This is a genomic window from Gammaproteobacteria bacterium (genome assembly GCA_041395725.1).
Lineage (GTDB): Bacteria > Pseudomonadota > Gammaproteobacteria > Pseudomonadales > Pseudohongiellaceae > NORP240.
Map to the genome: position 1 here is coordinate 1,146,777 of JAWKZW010000001.1, position 15,853 is coordinate 1,162,629.

The following is a 15,853-nucleotide window of genomic DNA, read 5'->3' on the forward strand; positions in this document are numbered from 1 at the left end:
CTGTCTTTCAATTTAGACGCCCCGGCCACCAGCAAGGTTACAAGTTTATAGGCTCATGCTGATGTGCCGGACTGTATGGTGGCCTTCAGATTTTCTCTTCAGCCTTTCTTTTCTGCTTTTCTTTTCAGCTTTTCTCTTTTAGCTTTCCTCTTTCAGCCTTTCTCTTTCAGAATTTGTGCCATCTTTGTAACTCACTGTATTAGCTGAACATTCGGGGATTTCGGCAACGCTGAATTGGTGAACCAGACCACTAATTAGGCGATCACACCAGTGCGCAGGCAGATCGGAATCCAAAAAGGAGGTGAGCCGGTGCTGTCTGCCTGGTGTCCTTTCAACAGCAAGGTCATCAGAGTGTAATAAACGAGTGCCATAGTTGTGGGCTTTGGCTGTTGCCAGAGACAGTGCCCACCAGAAGATACCTTCTCCATGAAGCCTAACTCAGAGCCGGCGATGCAAGTAGAACCCAGGATATCTGCCGTTCCCGCGGAGACTGCACCAAGGGTGCTGGTCTGGCTTGGTGTGATTGTCCTGGTATACACCCTGCTGGTGGGAGTCAGTGTCATTGGTGAGGGCTTTAAATGGCTTACCGGTGGTGCCGAAGGCGCCGCCACAATTTTCTCGTTCGCCAGTAACCCCTTCATCGGCGTCATCCTTGGCACATTGGCCACCGCCCTGGTCCAGTCTTCCAGCACTGTCACGTCGGTGATCGTCGGTATGGTGGCGGGTGGTCTACCCGTAAGCATCGCGGTGCCGATGATTATGGGCGCCAATATGGGCACCACCATCACCAACACGATAGTAAGCTTGGGTGATTTCAGTGAGCGGGACACCTTCAAGAAAGCTTTTCAGGCCGCCACTGTGCATGATTTTTTTAATCTCTACTCCATTGCCGTCTTCCTACCCCTGGAAATCATGTTTCACCCCCTCGAGCGTATAGGGGGAGTGGTTGCTCAATGGTTTGCCGGCGATACAGATGCGTCCTTGCAGAATGCCAATTTCGTCAGTGCCGCTACCAAACCCGTGGCGCATTTTTTCGTTGATCTCTTTGAAGTGCTACCGAGCCCGACACTGGGCGCCGTTCTGGTCATTACTGCCGGAATCGGGCTGATCATCAGCTCTGTACTCTACCTGGGCAAATTACTGAAAGCTGTCATGGTCGGTAAGGCCAAGCACGTGTTTGAAGCGGCCCTGGGCAGCAACCGGGAAACCGGGGTCTTATCCGGGACGCTGGTCACCATGCTGGTTCAGTCTTCATCAACCTCCACCAGCCTGATAGTACCTCTGGCCGGAGCTGGCGTACTGACAACCCGCCAGGTGTTCCCATTTACCATGGGTGCCAATATCGGAACCTGCATAACGGCCCTGTTGGCTGCCACTGCGATCACTGGATCAAACGAGGCGCTCGCATTGCAGATCGCCCTCGTACACCTGCTTTACAATGTCTTTGGCGTGTTGCTTTTCCTCTATATTCCCTTCCTTTTCGAGCTGCCGATCAAATCTGCCCTATGGCTCGGTGATCGCACTGAAGCCAACCGCAGCTGGGCATTCGGATATATTCTCGGCGTTTTCTTCCTCATCCCCGGTACTGTGTTCGGCACCCAATACACGCTCAGTAATCGGACAACAGGGATTGTGGACCTGGAGAACCGGGGGGAGAATCTCGAATCCCTGAGAAGGGAATTCGAGGAGAACCAGGTTATAATCGACTAGCGAATACCTGAAACGATTACGATCAAGGGAGCTTCTGTGCTTTACCAGGGACATTGTCACTGCGGTGCCGTCCGGTTCGAAGTGGACGCACCCGAACATCTTGAGTGCCATGCCTGTAATTGCTCCATCTGCAGTATGACCGGCTATCAACACCTGATAGTGCCGAGAGCCAGCTTTACCCTGCTCAGTGATGAGTCCGCCCTGACTACCTATACCTTCAATACCAGGGTAGCCAGGCACTTGTTCTGCAAAACCTGTGGCATCAAATCGTTTTATATTCCCCGTTCCAACCCGGACGGCGTCTCCGTCAACGTCAGATGCCTTGATCCTTATCCGAACAACCTCACCCTCTCCCCGTTCGACGGAAGAAACTGGGAAGCCCACGCACACACGCTGGCGCACCTGGATAAATAAATCACCTGCCAATCAATGACGCCAGTCGTTGAAGCGGCCCTTATCCCATGGCGCAACTCCCCGGGTGACAATCTGCTATCATTTTCCTCACCGCCTCAGCCTCATTGAGGAAAGGCATGAAGGAATTTATCAGTGAGCAATCACACATTCAGAGCGCTGGAATATTTGCACCCGCGGTCACTGGCGCGCCTCAGTTACCACCTGGGCGACATGGTCGAGGGCCGGCTGTGGCTGAAGGTGCTGATTGGCATGGCCCTGGGGCTGGGAGTCGGGGTGATCCTGGGCCCCTCGGTGGGACTGGTTGACGGGGCTGTCGGTGCCACCGTAGGCAATTGGCTGGCATTTCCCGGCCGTTTGTTTCTGGCCACCATTCAGATGATCGTCATTCCCCTGGTGGTGGCCTCGGTAATTCGCGGCCTCGCCGCCAGTGAAAACATTGAGCAGCTGAAAAAGCTTGGCGTCCGGGTTACCCTGTTTTTCGCCGCGACGACGGCGTTGGCCGCCATGATCGGCCTGGGCATCGCCGGCCTGATCAATCCCGGTGAGTCGATGACAGGACTGCGCCCGGAAACCACCAGCCTGGAGGTGACCGATCAAGTCCCGTCCCCGCCCAGCATCGTGCAACTGCCTGATACCCTGCTGGGCCTGCTGCCCGGTAATCCACTGGATGCCATGGTGCAGGGGCAAATGTTGCAGATCGTCATCTTCTCGGTGATATTCGGTATCGCGCTGGTTTCCATGCTACCGGCCCAGTCCAAGCCCATGCTGGACCTGCTGGGTTCACTGCAGGAAGTCTGCATGACGATAGTACGCTGGGCGATGAAACTGGCACCGATAGCGGTGTTTGGACTGATGGCGCAACTGACCACCAAGATCGGGCTGGGCGCGCTACTGGGGATGGCAATCTACGTCGCCACAGTACTGACCGGGCTGTTGGTCATGCTGCTGGTTTACCTGCTGATGCTGCGGGTGTTTGCCGGGCAGCAACCACTGCGTTTTCTGCGTGACTCCCGTGACGTCCTGCTGCTGGCGTTCTCCACGTCCAGCTCCGCCACCGTCATGCCCTTGTCAATCAAGACCGCCGAAGCACAGCTTGGCGTGCGGCCCTCCATCTCCCAGTTCGTCATCCCGCTGGGCGCCACCATCAATATGAACGGAACGGCACTTTATCAGAGTGTTGCCACCGTATTCCTGGCCCAGGTTTATGGCATTGACCTGAGCTGGGGCAGCATGGCACTGGTCGTCGCCATGGCAGTGGGCGCCTCTATCGGATCACCGGCAACCCCGGGGGTCGGTATTGTCATTCTCTCCATGGTGCTTGATTCCGTGGGCATCCCACCATCAGGCATTGCCCTGATCATGGGGGTCGACCGTATTCTGGACATGAGCCGCACGGCCATCAATGTCACCGGCGACCTGGTGACCTGCGCGCTCATGGAGCGCTGGGTAGGCGGTCAGGGAGAGGCCAGGGACCAGATTTCGATGCAGGAAAAACTGGATGCCAGGGGGGCAGCCCCGGCGGTCGAACCGGTGGCCGCCAGCTCTGTCGCCGCCGACCCCGGCACGGGCAGCCAGAGCAGTTAGACTGCCAGCCGGAGCTACTTCTCGATTTCGTAGATGGCTTCCATCACCATGTCGATACGGCTCTGCATCACCGCCTGAGCGTCATACAGGCCACGGTTGTAAAAGAACGGTCCCAGTTCCCGGGCCAGAAAATCCAGTAAAAATTCCGCCTCGAACTGCCCCAGCTCCTGGTTCAACTCCGCCTCAAAGTAGTCGCGAATTTTTTTCACCAGCTGGTTCTTTTCTTCGTTACTGAATTTAATCTCCGCCATAACCGACCTCTGCTCAGGCTGAATTGCGGGAAGCGTTGATATTGCCAAACAGTGATCTGACGATCATCTTTTCGTGCAGTTCCAATTCATCTTCCCCGCCTTCGCGGCGCAGCTGATGGCAGCGCATCAGCGCGGCCTGTTGCACTACCAGCAGAGGCAGAACCACTCGCTCCCGTAGCGCAATGCTCAGTCTCGCCCGCGGATTATCCTCCAGCAGAAAGCTTTGGCCCGCCACCTTAAGCACCATCTCACGGGTCAGTTGATACTCTTTATAAATCATACGCCAGAAATCGCCGTACCTGGGATCCTTTTCCATGTAGCGGGTCAATTCGAAATTCGATTTGGCAAGATTCTGCATGGCATTGGAAATCAGCGCACGGAAAAATACCGAACCGTGATAAAGCGCCTTGCAGCTGTCCAGGTTGCCCTCCTGCTCCTGTTCCCGCAGGGCGCTGCCGAGACCGAAATAGCCGGGCACATTCTGTTTCAACTGCGCCCAGGCGCCCACGAAGGGAATGGCGCGCAAATCCTCGAAGCGCAGTTCCTGTTCATTGCCCCGCTTCGCCGGACGGCTGCCGATGTTGGCCAGGTTGTAATATTTGAGGGTGCTCATTTCCTCCAGGTAGGGGAGGAACAGCTCATGTTCCTTGAACGCCTGGTATTTCTCATAGCTGTGTCTTGCCAGGGTTTCAATGAGCTCTCGTTGGGAATCGTTCAGCTCCCGCTCGGCCCGGTCATACAGATTATTTTCCAGCCCGGCAGTAAGCAACAGATTAAGATTGTGCTGCGCTGCCTCCTCGGTGCCGTAGTGGGAACTGATAGTCTGGCCCTGCACCGTCATCTGAATCTGGTTGCTCTCGATCTTCTTGCCCAGGCCGGCATAGAAAAGATAGGCACTGCCGCCTCCCCGTGCGGGCGGTCCGCCACGGCCGTCGAAAAACTGCACTTCGATGCCAGCTTCCCTCGAGACACGGGTCAGGTCCTCCTTGGCCCGGTAAATGGCCCAGTTCGCCATCAGGTAACCGCCGTCCTTGGTGCCATCCGAGAAGCCCAGCATCACAGTCTGTCGATCATCGCGCTGAGCCAGATGGCTACGATAAACCGGGTTGGCATACAGGCGCCGCATGGATTCACCGGCATCAGCCAGGTCTTTGATGGTTTCGAACAGCGGCACTATGTCAACCGTCAGAGGCAGATCTTTCCAGCCGCAGAGCCTGAACAGGGCATAGGCCCGGGCTACATCCACAGGACCGCGACAGTGGCTGATTATGTAGCGATGACAACCCCGCTCTCCGTTGTTGCTCTGAATAGACCGGATGACATCGAAAGACTTCAGGGTATCTTTCAGCACCGGCTCCTCGACAGATTCAATATCGACGGTTCCAGAAATAGCGAAAAGCTTATCAAGCTGTGCCGCTTCATCCATCTCCTCTGCATCAGTATCCGGCAAGCCGGCATGCAGGTCGCTGATCTCCTGAATAGTGCGACCAATCACACCGCTGGACTGGCGTATGTCCAGGCTGGCAAAGTGCAGCCCAAACAGCTCGACCTTGCGCCGGAAAGACCTGAGCCGGTCAACGTAAAGCCCCTGGTTTTTTTCCAGCAGCGTCGATTCGATGCTGTCCAGCGCCGCGACCAGCGCCGATTCTGTCAGCTGATAATCAGGAGCTGTCTCGGAAAGTTCGGCATGGAGCCGTTTCTCGATACCCTCGAGGGCTTCGTAAACCCCGGAAAATGTCAGCCGCCGTTTCAGTTCACGAATATCCTGGTGATAACAGGTGGCAATGGCGTAGCGCAGTTTCGCCGCCACGCGGCGCGTAATGTCCACGGTCACAAACGGGTTGCCGTCCCGATCGCCGCCCGGCCAGAAGCCCACCGTCGCAATCCGTGGGTTGCGCCTGATCTCCTCGCCATGACGATCCGCCAACCGGTCTACCAGTTTCCCCATCACCGGATAAAAAATATTGCCCAGATACCAGGTCAGCAGAACCGCCTCGTCATAAGGTGAAGGTTTATCCTTGCGATAAAACGGTGTATTACCCAACTGCAAAAGCAGCTCCCGCACCATGGAAATATCGCCCTGCCCGATAGCACGACTCAGATCGTTGATAATTGCCAATACCTGGCCAGTGTAGAATTGAGTGGGGTGGGCAGTCAGAATAACCCGCACGCCGAACTTGAGGAGAATTTCCGCAAAACGGCGCTCCTCATCGTCCACCTCTACCCGATCCAGGATCCGCTGCAGAACATTGTGACTGTCGAGCTGGTGAATCTGCCTGTAGGCGGCATCCTCCAGCGCATCCACTAGCACCACCTGACGCTCGACATATTGAATGATCTTGAACAGAAAGCCGGCTCTGTCGTTTTCATTAAAATGGGGCTTGTGGGTAGTGAAGAATTCTTCAATGATGGCTGCCGGGTCCTTGCCTGCCTCCAGACCTTCCTGGCAGGCAACCTCCAGTAAAGGGAGCAGGAGACCGGTCTGCTCTACCGCGTCCAGTGGCAGAGTCAGGAACAGCCCGTTGTATAACTGGTACTTGAGATCCACCAGTTCCGCAAAGGTTCTGGAGATGGAGTCAGACATAGAGTCACTTCCCTTTATTGCATTTCAATATAGACAGCTGGATTGTACCATCAGCCGCTGCCAGTAACTGTTCGGTTCCAGTGCCCTTGACAGTTCGAGATTTTTTTCAGGACCGGGATTGTGTCAGGTTGCCATTAAATGCCCTGATCCCCTGATCGTTCAGCAGGACTTGAAGTGGCCGGACTCGCTCGACTAGCGGTTCAGCCAGGAACCTGACAGCTGGACCGGCATTACTGGAAATACTGCAATTTTCACGCCTGTATTGCATACTTTGCATCTGATCTACAGATGGCCGCCTCGAGCGTATACTTTAATAGCGCCCTTTTTTGAGCCGACTGCGAGCGAGCTGATGGACTATCCCTTACCCATTCGTTGTCTTCAAAGCCTGACTCGACGTCTGCCGCGGCCGGCTCTGACTTCGAGCCTGCTGCTGCTGGCTTTTCTCACTGCCCTGTTTGTTGTAACCGGGGCACTGTTCCCCACTGAGACCCTGGCGGGCTACGACAGTCGCCTGCAGATCACCGGCCAGTTCCTGGTATTTACCCTGTTGCCGCCCTACCTGCTGGCCTGTCTGATTGTCCAGGTCCAGGCGACCCCAGGCGTTGTTGCAGCGTGGCAACCCTGTTGACGGATGAGCATCAGGCGTTGCTCGAGCGCATGGACCGGGTAACCTACTGGCTGGTAGGAGTTCTGTTTGGCCTGTTGTTTGCGGCAATCGCCAACATCCCCTGGAGCATTCTCTCCTTTCAGCCAGACAACCCGGTTTTTGTATTCAGCCTGACCATGGTCTTTGCCCAGTCCCTGACCTGGGCCATGGTCGGTCTGTTGTTGGCCTGGGCAGAACACAACGCCTATCTGCTGTACCGGCTGGGCCACCTGGTGAAGATAGACCTGTTTAAACTGGACTCTCTCAACCCGTTCGGTCAGTCAGGCCTGCGCAGCATGCTTATCGTGGTGGGCGCACTGGCCATTACTCCCCTGCAGGCCATTGATCAGGAATTCCGCTGGATCAATTACCAGTACGCCGTTCTGGTAGGTGTACCTGCCATCCTGGTATTGATGCTGGTACCCATGTGGTCAGTTCATCAGCAGATTCGCTGCCGGAAGAGAGAAGAGTTGAAGCGGGTCGACACCGAAATCGGGGCAACTTCCCACAGCCTGGATGATAATTCCCTTAATCGCCTCAATGCCCTGCTGGCGCGACGTAAACACCTGGCACACCTGCGGGAATGGCCGCTGGACTTTTCCCTGTTCAGCCGCATTGTCTTTTATGTACTGATTCCTCCGCTGGCCTGGGCCGGTGCAGCCGTGGTGGAACTGGCAATTGATTCCTACCTGGCGGGCTGAATCAGGCCCCCGGTGAGCCTCTGATTCATTACCGCAGAGCATTGCGGCTATGAACCCAGAACTCCCTGAAAAATTCTTGCCCGACCGACAACCTTGGTGATCTGACTGCCGACATCGATGGCATCGAAGTGTCTCCGGATGTCTACGGCTTCAGTGCGGGCTACCAGTTCGAAACCACGCTGCCTGATCTGACCCTATTTCCCGGCGCAAGCCTTTACCTGAATGCCGATGACGATATCGTCAATATCACCAATCAGTTTGATATCGACGGACGGGCGCCGGTGATAGTGAACGATGAAGTGATCGGTAAAGCCAAAGTCAACGATGACGACTGGCTGGTCGGCGGGGGGCTGGGGATAGGCTTCAATGCCACAGAACGGATCAGCGCTGAGTTTTCCTTCGAAGAATACGGCAACGCCGACGGCCTGGGCCTGGCGCTGAAATATAGATTCTGAAATTTCGCCGGGCCAGCTGCAGCAGCCGGCCCGGCCGCACTGGCCGGACCGGCTGCCTGAACAGAGCGTGTGTGGTTGAGGCTGAAGGTGAGGTAGAGACTGCTAACGACAGACCAGTCCGATAGGGTCAGCTCTTTGCGGCTGCCATACGGGCGATCTTTTCCCTGACCATTAACTCCAGGTCCTCTTTAAGGCGCGTAATTCGCTGCCGCACCGCGTCATCCCCGGTACCCAGCATCTGGGCCGCAAGAATTCCGGCATTACGGGCACCGTCAATTGCCACGGTGGCCACCGGGACTCCCGGGGGCATCTGCACGATAGACAGCAGCGAATCCTCACCCCCGAGGCTGGATGATTTGACCGGCACTCCAATAACCGGTAACGGGCTCAACGCTGCCACCATGCCCGGCAGGTGTGCGGCACCGCCAGCGCCGGCGATGATCACCCGCAGGCCCCTCGCCTCGGCGCTCTGCGCATAATCGTAGAGAAGCTTCGGCGTGCGATGGGCGGAAACGATGGTCATCTCGTAACCGATCTCAAGTTCCTCAAGAACATCCGCCGCCGCCTGCATGACCGGCAGATCCGAGTCGCTGCCCATGATGATGCCGATCCTGATCTCACTCATAGTCGTTCCTCACCCTCAATTCGAAGCACTTCGCTGACCTGCCTGGCCTTCTCACGGGCCCGTTCAAGGTCCTGATCAAGCACCGTCACGTGTCCCATTTTGCGGTAAGGACGGGTTTCGGCCTTGCCGTACAGGTGCACTGATACACCGGGAATGGCGAGCGCCTGGGCAAAGCCTGCCACCAGCGGCCGGCCGGCAAAGCCGGGCTCACCAAGCAGATTCAGCATGACAGCAGGACACAGCAGTTCGGTGGAGCCCAACGGCAGGCCGAGTATGGCCCGCAAGTGTTGCTCAAACTGATCAGTGACGCAGGCCTCAATGGTGTAGTGCCCTGAGTTATGGGTTCTGGGCGCGACTTCGTTCACCAGTAATTCGCCATCCCGGGCGAGGAAAAATTCTACGCCGAAAATACCCACGCCATTCAGCGCCTTCACGGTGTCCATGGCCAGTTGCTGGGTCTTCTGCGCCAGGGCTTCGTCAATACGCGCCGGCACGAGCAGCTGATCGAGAACATTCTGCTCTGGATTGAAAACCATCTCGACTACCGGGTAACAGCGCATTTCGCCGTCGGGTGCGCGAACCACCATCACGGCCAGCTCCTTGTCGGTATCGATTCGCCGTTCCAGCAGGCTGGGAGTTTTCAGATGGCGATCGAAGTCTGCAGGGCTATCCAGTATCGCGACACCCCGTCCGTCATAACCACCCCGACGGGCCTTCTGCACCAGGGGGTAGCCGAACTGCTGAAACGCCTCCGCTTCGGGCTGGTCCATGGGAACGAAATCGGCCGTGGGAATTCCGGCCTCAACAAAGCGTTGTTTCTGCGCCAGTTTATCCTGAATCAGGGCCAGCAGACTGGGGGCGGGCAGAATCACGTGGCCCTGATCTGCCAGCTCCACCAGCGACTCGGTGGCAATGGATTCAATATCGTAGGTGGTCACCTCGCAGGACTCCACCAGCTCGCGAATTCGAACTGAATCATCGAAATTACCGACGATTTCGTGCCCGGCCAGCTGACCGGCGGGTGAGTTACGGTGGGGATCCAGCACAGTGGCGGCACAGCCCAGTTTATGGGCGGCCATGACCATCAGACGACCTAACTGGCCACCACCAATGATACCGATACGTTTAACGGGGTAGGGGAATTTGTCCTGCACTGAATTAACTTCCGGAATCTAAAGACGGATTTTAACCGGATTAGACCGTAAACGGAAAGAATCCCCCTCAGGGAAGTGCCTCATCTTGGTTTATTTCCCCCGCAGGCGGGGGGTGTTCCGGGCTGTGCCGGGGCGGGGGCATCTGGTTCTTGCTCTTGTTGCGATTTGTGTTGTGTTCTTGTTGTGGTTTTTTCAGTAAGCGTTCTTTTTGGAGACCGCACCAGCCCGGGGGAACCTGCCGTCGGAGCAACGCGCATCCCTCCGGGATACCCTCCCTCGGTCGGAAGCCCTGAAAAACGGTCTTCCTCGGTCAGTCGGTGCTGCGTTCTGATTGCTCCGACGGCAGGTTCCCCCGGGCTGGCGCTAGGTGCCAGATTCCTGCCTCCGTGTACTGATGCAAGGGTGCGACGGCTGTTCCTTCGCCGCTGCGCCTTAACACCGATTAGCAGTCACTCCCGTCTCCTTTGAAACCGCTGAATAATAGGTGTCACTGAATGCCAAGGCGTGATCTGCAGGGGGTTCTGTGGACAGCCATCAAGGACCAGCGCTGAAAGGCGAAAAAAGACCGTCCTGCAGGGCATTTTTCAGAGTGAAGGCACCCGGGACGGGCGCCGTTCGCAGCACACAATACCCCTGCCGGGCGCGCCGCTCGAAGCCACTCCACATCTACTTCGAATCTGTGCCCGCTCAAAAATTACAACTGATCTGCCAATCACCACTGACCAGAGGCAGATCTGATCCGCGAGCTATTCAAATAAAGACACCTCCCCTACCCAACAGCCGTATAATCATCAGGACCCAACGCTCGATGCGAGTGTGTCCTGAAGCTGCGCCAGAAGCCGCGTTGAAAAGTCAGACCAAGGAGTTGCAACCATGTCTCCACGCGAGTCGCTTCGCAAAACCAAGATCATCGCCACTGCCGGTCCGGCCTGTTCGGATCTCGACACCCTGGTGGCGATGATTCACGCCGGTATGGATGTAGTGCGGCTGAATCTGTCCCACGGCGACTTCACTCGCCACCAGGCCAGCGTGGCGCGCATCCGTGAGGCAAGCGGAATTGCCAGCTCACACCTTGCCATCATGATCGACACCCGCGGCATCGAAGTGCGCACTGGCACCCTGGTGAATTCCCCCATTACCCTCGAACGGGGACAGCAGTTTACGCTTAACACCACCGGCCAGGCGGGTGACCGGCAAGGGGTTTCCGTCAGCTACCCCCGCCTGCCCGATGAAGTGCAGGAAGGCGACGCCATTCTGCTGGACGACGCAGCGATCGAACTGAAGGTCATTGCCAGCGATGGGAACACGATCCGTTGCGAAGTGGTACACGGTGGTCTGCTCGGTGATCGCAAGAGCGTCAATCTGCCGGGCAGACAGCTCGCCATCAACGCCACCAGTCCTGAATTTCGTGATCAGCTGGAGCGGGAGATTGAATTTGCCGTTGATAACGGCGTGGATTATCTGGCCGCCTCTTTTGTGCAATCAGGACCGGAAGTGGAACTCATCAGAGAGTTGCTCGCACAGCGGGGCAGTCAGATCCCTATCATCGCCAAGATCGAGAATCGTGCCGGCGTTGAGAACATTGAAGCGATCATTGCTGCCGCCGACGGCATCATGGTGGCGCGCGGTGACCTTGGGGTGGAACTGCCGCTGGCGGACGTACCTGGAACCCAGAAGAAGCTGATCCGCGATACCGTGATGAACGGCAAACCGGTGATCACCGCGACCCAGATGCTGGCTTCCATGGAAAGCAATCCGAAGCCAACCCGGGCAGAGGCCAGCGATGTAGCCAACGCCATTCTGGATGGCACCTCGGCAGTGATGCTGTCAGGGGAAACCGCAGTAGGTAAGTATCCGGTTGAGGCTGTCCGCACCATGGCTACCATTGCGCTCCGGGCAGAAGCCGCTCTGAAAGAGTTCGGCTTTCTGCAGACCATCCGCATGGACGCCGCCGATAAAATCGCCGATGCGGTAGGCCAGGCGGCCGCCCGTCTGGCTGAACAGCTGCAGGCAACCGCCATCCTGACCTTGACCGAATCCGGATTCACCGCCCGCCTGATATCCAAGCACCGCCCCGAGTGCGCTATACTCGCCGTGACCGGGGCCGCCTCAGTGGCCAGACGGCTGGCAATGAACTGGGGCGTTCTGCCGCTGCTGCACTCAGCACAGAATGCCAGCGACGACGAGCGCACAGAGTTTGGCTGCACCCAGGCACGTAGACTGGGCTACCTGGAATCTGGCGATACGGTGATCGTCACCCACGGCACCAGACCCGGCATGGGCGGCACCGACCTGATTCGCGTGATGGTTGTGCCCTAACGAACTACGGATTGACTGATGTGATGTGTAGTCGATCAGGCTCACTAAAACTGAGATTGAGAGATCATCTTCCAAAAACAGATGTTTTTTAATGTTGGTGCCTGACTGGTTAAGGGCTCACAACCGCCGGGAGCTTTATAGCGAACAGACTCCAAGAATAATGGATCGGGTTCACTCTCATTTCTGGTCGCCGCTCCTCTCTGTTACATTCAGGTCCAAGTCCAAGCGGTTTACTTCCAGGCCCATTCTCTCTACCGCCTCGAACATTTCATCGTACATGCGATTCGACGTGCGAAAGGCGCGAGGCCCTGGCTTTGATAGCAGAAAAGCGACTTCATGTGCATAAGGGAGCCAGATTTCATCAGATACTGCCCCAAGCTTGTGTTGCAAATATACGTTCCAGAAACTGTTGAAGTACGCACGTTGCACGTAACTGTACTGCGCACGCTCGTTCTCATCGAGAGAATCGAAGTCCGAGACACCCCGATTCACCAGGCTAGCGAGTTCCGGGTCCGAACCAAGAGCCATATTCAAAGGGTTGAAGCTCTGGGTCGCGCTCAGCACGTTCGATGAGTTGGTGCTGACTTTACTGTGCCGAATCTGTATCGACAGATACGCCAATGTCGCAATGACAGCAGCAGCGCCAATTATTTCCCCAGCAGCACTAATAGCATCCCAATTCATTGTTATTCTATGACCTCAACGCGCGCCAGCAGCCAATACCGGACTTCCCTTCAAAACTTCTAATCTTAAAATTGCGTTATTAATCCAATACAGTAGCCCGATATGATTTACAGGAAACAGCATATGCCTCCCACACATCCAGCTCCCATGGAATCATCGAATATATCCGCCTGCTTAAGGAACCTGAAAATTTTCAACTTTCAGCCACCAAGGTGAAGCATTCACTGATACTTGACAGCTTAAAAGGGTCGATTCCGATCATTTGTTTTTGTAGGGGATGTCCGGCAGACTGCACCGAAATCCCCTGAAACGGAATAACTCCCTTTCGTCCGCCAGAGGTTGGAAGCTGCCTTTCGCCAGGGCCTGCTGAGTTATCCGTTAAAAATCCAACAGAACGTCCGCCCTGGCCTAAAAGCGGGAACTGTCAAATCTGAAATCCCGAATTTTTCGTGGCATGCACTATAAGAGGGTGTAGTGACCGGAGTCGACCCCAAGCAGAAGTAAGCATATCTTCACAAAATGTGCTGCTTTGGTTACTTGATGGTACGTTTAGATCGATACTCCGCGTATGCTAGACTCCTTTGTCAGTAATTATTACCGGGCTGGATCACTAAGTGGGCAAGCTATTCGAGGAATTAAAAAGACGCAAGGTCTTTAAGGTCGGTGCCGTCTATGCCGTGGTGGCCTGGGTGCTGATCCAGGTAGCAGATACTGTTCTGCCTGCGTTGCAGATGCCTTCCTGGACTGTTTCATTTGTAACTGTATTGTTTTTTTTGGGATTCCCTATCGCAATCATTCTTGCCTGGGCCTATGAAGTTACCCCTGCGGGGATTCGGCCAGACGATGCCAGCCAAAGGTTACCGGCCCAAGCCTATTCTTCAGATCGGAAATTGATGTATGCCACTTTCCTATTGGTGTTAGTGGCGGTGGCAATTCAGTTGGCTGACCGGTTCGTTCTGATCGATGAGACAGCAAACACACAAACCAGCACAAGACGCACATCGCAAGGTGTGACAACGCGCCTCAGCGTGGATTTTACCAATGAGTACACCTATCGCTTCTTTAACGGTGGTAGTGTTGACCTTGCTTTCTCACCCGATGGCTCGCAATTAGTCTTCGGGGCTACTGCCAATGACACTCAGGAACGCATGCTGGTTCTAAGAAAGCTGGCGCAGCGAGAGCTGTACCCTATTCCTGGTACTGAAAACTCTGGCAATCCCCTATTTTCACCTGACGGGGAGTCCCTGGCCTTCTTCACTGCGGATGGTCAGTTGAAACGAACAACCCTGGATGGTCGCCCGCCTGTTACCCTTACCGACGCATCTGATCAGTTCTCAAAAGGGCTATGGGTAGAGTCCTTCATTTATTTCACAACCCCCCCTGCTCGACGGCTGATGAAAGTTCCTGTAGAGGGAGGGCAGCCGCAGGAAATCAACATCGATAACCCGGATCTTGCGAATTCCATTTTTTCAATGGCCGAAATTCAGGCAACCGGACAAATCTTGCTCGGTCGCGCGCGGACAAACCGGCCTCATATCATTCTATGGGAAAAGGAAAGCGGTCAAACTCAAGAGATTCTGAGCGATGCAAGACTCATCGCTTATGTGAACGCCGGCTATCTGATTTTCGTCAGGGACCAAACTTTAATGGCGGCACGCTTCGATGCGGAGTCTGGCCAGGTTGGCTTCGCTGTGCCGGTGCTGGGTGATCATAGCGGAGGCCCGGGCGGGAATAATCAACAAATTGCCATGTCAGAATCCGGCATATTGGGCTACCTGGGGGCACAAAAGGCTTCCGTGGCTACTACTTTAAACTGGGTACAATCCGATGGTACAAGGACCGTGTTGGCAGAGTTGGCCGGAGGAGGATTGGGCAACGTAAGCCTGTCTCCGGATGGTATGGTCGCTGCATTAGACCACCTGGCGGGAGAAGGTACCTACCTTTGGGATATGTCGCTACAAGTCCCAATTGGGCGTGAGATCCAGAACGCAAGAACGCCGAGCTGGCATCCTAACGGCAATCAGCTTCTTTTCAGTAGAGGATTCGATCTCGTAAGACGGACCATAGAAGACGGGTCAGAAGAAATACTGTTCTCCGGACCTCCAGTACCAGAAGCGGCATTCTACACTCCTGATGGTGAGACAGTAATATTTCATGCCAGAGACACGGATTCCTTTACCGGCATCTATGCGTTATTCGCTGGTGAATCTGTACCACGGACTCTGCTCGCCGAGCAGGAGACCCATTATATTAACCCGGCAATCTCTCCCAATGGTCGGTGGCTGGCCTACCAATCGGGACGGTCGATCTATGTCACCCGATTTCCATCTCTTACCGGCACTCGACGTGTTTCAACGGATGAAGATAGTGGCTTTCCACATTGGCGCAGCGACGGCAAGGCTGTTTTTTTTATTGCCAGCGTCCGCTCCAACTCCCCGAAGATGCAGGTAGTCGAAGCAGGCTCTGCAGACCTCGTGCGCTTCACCGCTCCACAGACACTGTTTGCCATAAGTGAAGCGGGTAGTAGGGAAGCTTCTCTCGGCAGCGCTAATAGTGGCGCCCACTACGCGCCTTCGTCAGACGGCAGCCGGTTCTTGATGATTTACGGGCAAAACAGCCTGATCACAGATAGTGAAATAGTCATTGTTCAGAATTGGGAAGCGGAGCTTGAGCGGCTGTTGCCTGAAGATAGATTTTAATGTGACCAGGTTTTTACTCGAAAGGAC

General features: G+C 55.6%; 13 protein-coding genes. 8 read left to right on the top strand and 5 right to left on the bottom strand.

What is annotated here, in order from left to right:
• Positions 1–426: 426 nt before the first annotated feature.
• The 3 genes from R3F50_05115 (at position 427) to R3F50_05125 (ending at position 3,708) form a co-directional block, all read left to right on the top strand.
• Positions 427–1,710 (top strand): Na/Pi symporter, encoded by a 1,284-nt coding sequence (locus R3F50_05115; protein ID MEZ5489683.1) that lies wholly within the window; start codon positions 427–429, stop codon positions 1,708–1,710.
• Positions 1,711–1,746: 36 nt separating this feature from the next.
• Positions 1,747–2,124 carry a GFA family protein gene (locus R3F50_05120; GenBank protein ID MEZ5489684.1) on the top strand — a complete coding sequence of 126 codons (378 nt, stop codon included), beginning with the start codon at positions 1,747–1,749 and terminating at the stop codon, positions 2,122–2,124.
• Positions 2,125–2,334: 210 nt separating this feature from the next.
• Positions 2,335–3,708 (top strand): dicarboxylate/amino acid:cation symporter, encoded by a 1,374-nt coding sequence (locus R3F50_05125; protein MEZ5489685.1) that lies wholly within the window; start codon positions 2,335–2,337, stop codon positions 3,706–3,708.
• Positions 3,709–3,722: 14 nt separating this feature from the next.
• Here R3F50_05125 and R3F50_05130 read toward each other — a convergent pair whose 3' ends face one another.
• Entirely contained in the window at positions 3,723–3,959 is a 237-nt protein-coding gene (locus R3F50_05130; protein ID MEZ5489686.1) for a DUF2164 domain-containing protein, read from the bottom strand.
• A 13-nt stretch (positions 3,960–3,972) separates the two neighbouring features.
• On the bottom strand, positions 3,973–6,543 hold the full coding sequence (locus R3F50_05135; protein MEZ5489687.1) for a phosphoenolpyruvate carboxylase: 2,571 nt from the start codon (positions 6,541–6,543) through the stop codon (positions 3,973–3,975).
• 349 nt (positions 6,544–6,892) lie between these two features.
• Between R3F50_05135 and R3F50_05140 the strand changes: the two genes are divergently transcribed.
• The 3 genes from R3F50_05140 (at position 6,893) to R3F50_05150 (ending at position 8,345) form a co-directional block, all read left to right on the top strand.
• Positions 6,893–7,171: a hypothetical protein gene (locus tag R3F50_05140; GenBank protein MEZ5489688.1), complete on the top strand. Its 279-nt coding sequence runs from the start codon at positions 6,893–6,895 to the stop codon at positions 7,169–7,171.
• Positions 7,156–7,890 (top strand): hypothetical protein, encoded by a 735-nt coding sequence (locus tag R3F50_05145; GenBank protein MEZ5489689.1) that lies wholly within the window; start codon positions 7,156–7,158, stop codon positions 7,888–7,890. Before R3F50_05140 ends, R3F50_05145 begins: the two co-directional genes overlap by 16 nt.
• A 128-nt stretch (positions 7,891–8,018) precedes the next feature.
• Positions 8,019–8,345 carry a hypothetical protein gene (locus tag R3F50_05150; protein ID MEZ5489690.1) on the top strand — a complete coding sequence of 109 codons (327 nt, stop codon included), beginning with the start codon at positions 8,019–8,021 and terminating at the stop codon, positions 8,343–8,345.
• Positions 8,346–8,472: 127 nt separating this feature from the next.
• On the opposite strand, the gene purE is transcribed toward R3F50_05150, so the two are convergent.
• On the bottom strand, positions 8,473–8,970 hold the full coding sequence (gene purE / locus R3F50_05155) for a 5-(carboxyamino)imidazole ribonucleotide mutase (protein ID MEZ5489691.1): 498 nt from the start codon (positions 8,968–8,970) through the stop codon (positions 8,473–8,475).
• Positions 8,967–10,124 (bottom strand): 5-(carboxyamino)imidazole ribonucleotide synthase, encoded by a 1,158-nt coding sequence (locus R3F50_05160; GenBank protein ID MEZ5489692.1) that lies wholly within the window; start codon positions 10,122–10,124, stop codon positions 8,967–8,969. The genes purE and R3F50_05160 overlap by 4 nt, the downstream gene beginning before the upstream one ends.
• Before the next feature lie 873 nt (positions 10,125–10,997).
• Here R3F50_05160 and pyk point away from each other — a divergent pair.
• Positions 10,998–12,443, top strand: coding sequence for a pyruvate kinase (pyk, locus tag R3F50_05165; GenBank protein MEZ5489693.1), 1,446 nt, complete (start codon positions 10,998–11,000; stop codon positions 12,441–12,443).
• Positions 12,444–12,620: 177 nt separating this feature from the next.
• Here pyk and R3F50_05170 read toward each other — a convergent pair whose 3' ends face one another.
• On the bottom strand, positions 12,621–13,127 hold the full coding sequence (locus R3F50_05170; GenBank protein MEZ5489694.1) for a hypothetical protein: 507 nt from the start codon (positions 13,125–13,127) through the stop codon (positions 12,621–12,623).
• Between the two features lie 614 nt (positions 13,128–13,741).
• Between R3F50_05170 and R3F50_05175 the strand changes: the two genes are divergently transcribed.
• Positions 13,742–15,826, top strand: a complete 2,085-nt coding sequence (locus tag R3F50_05175; GenBank protein MEZ5489695.1) for a hypothetical protein — start codon at positions 13,742–13,744, stop codon at positions 15,824–15,826.
• The last annotated feature ends 27 nt before the right edge of the window (positions 15,827–15,853 follow it).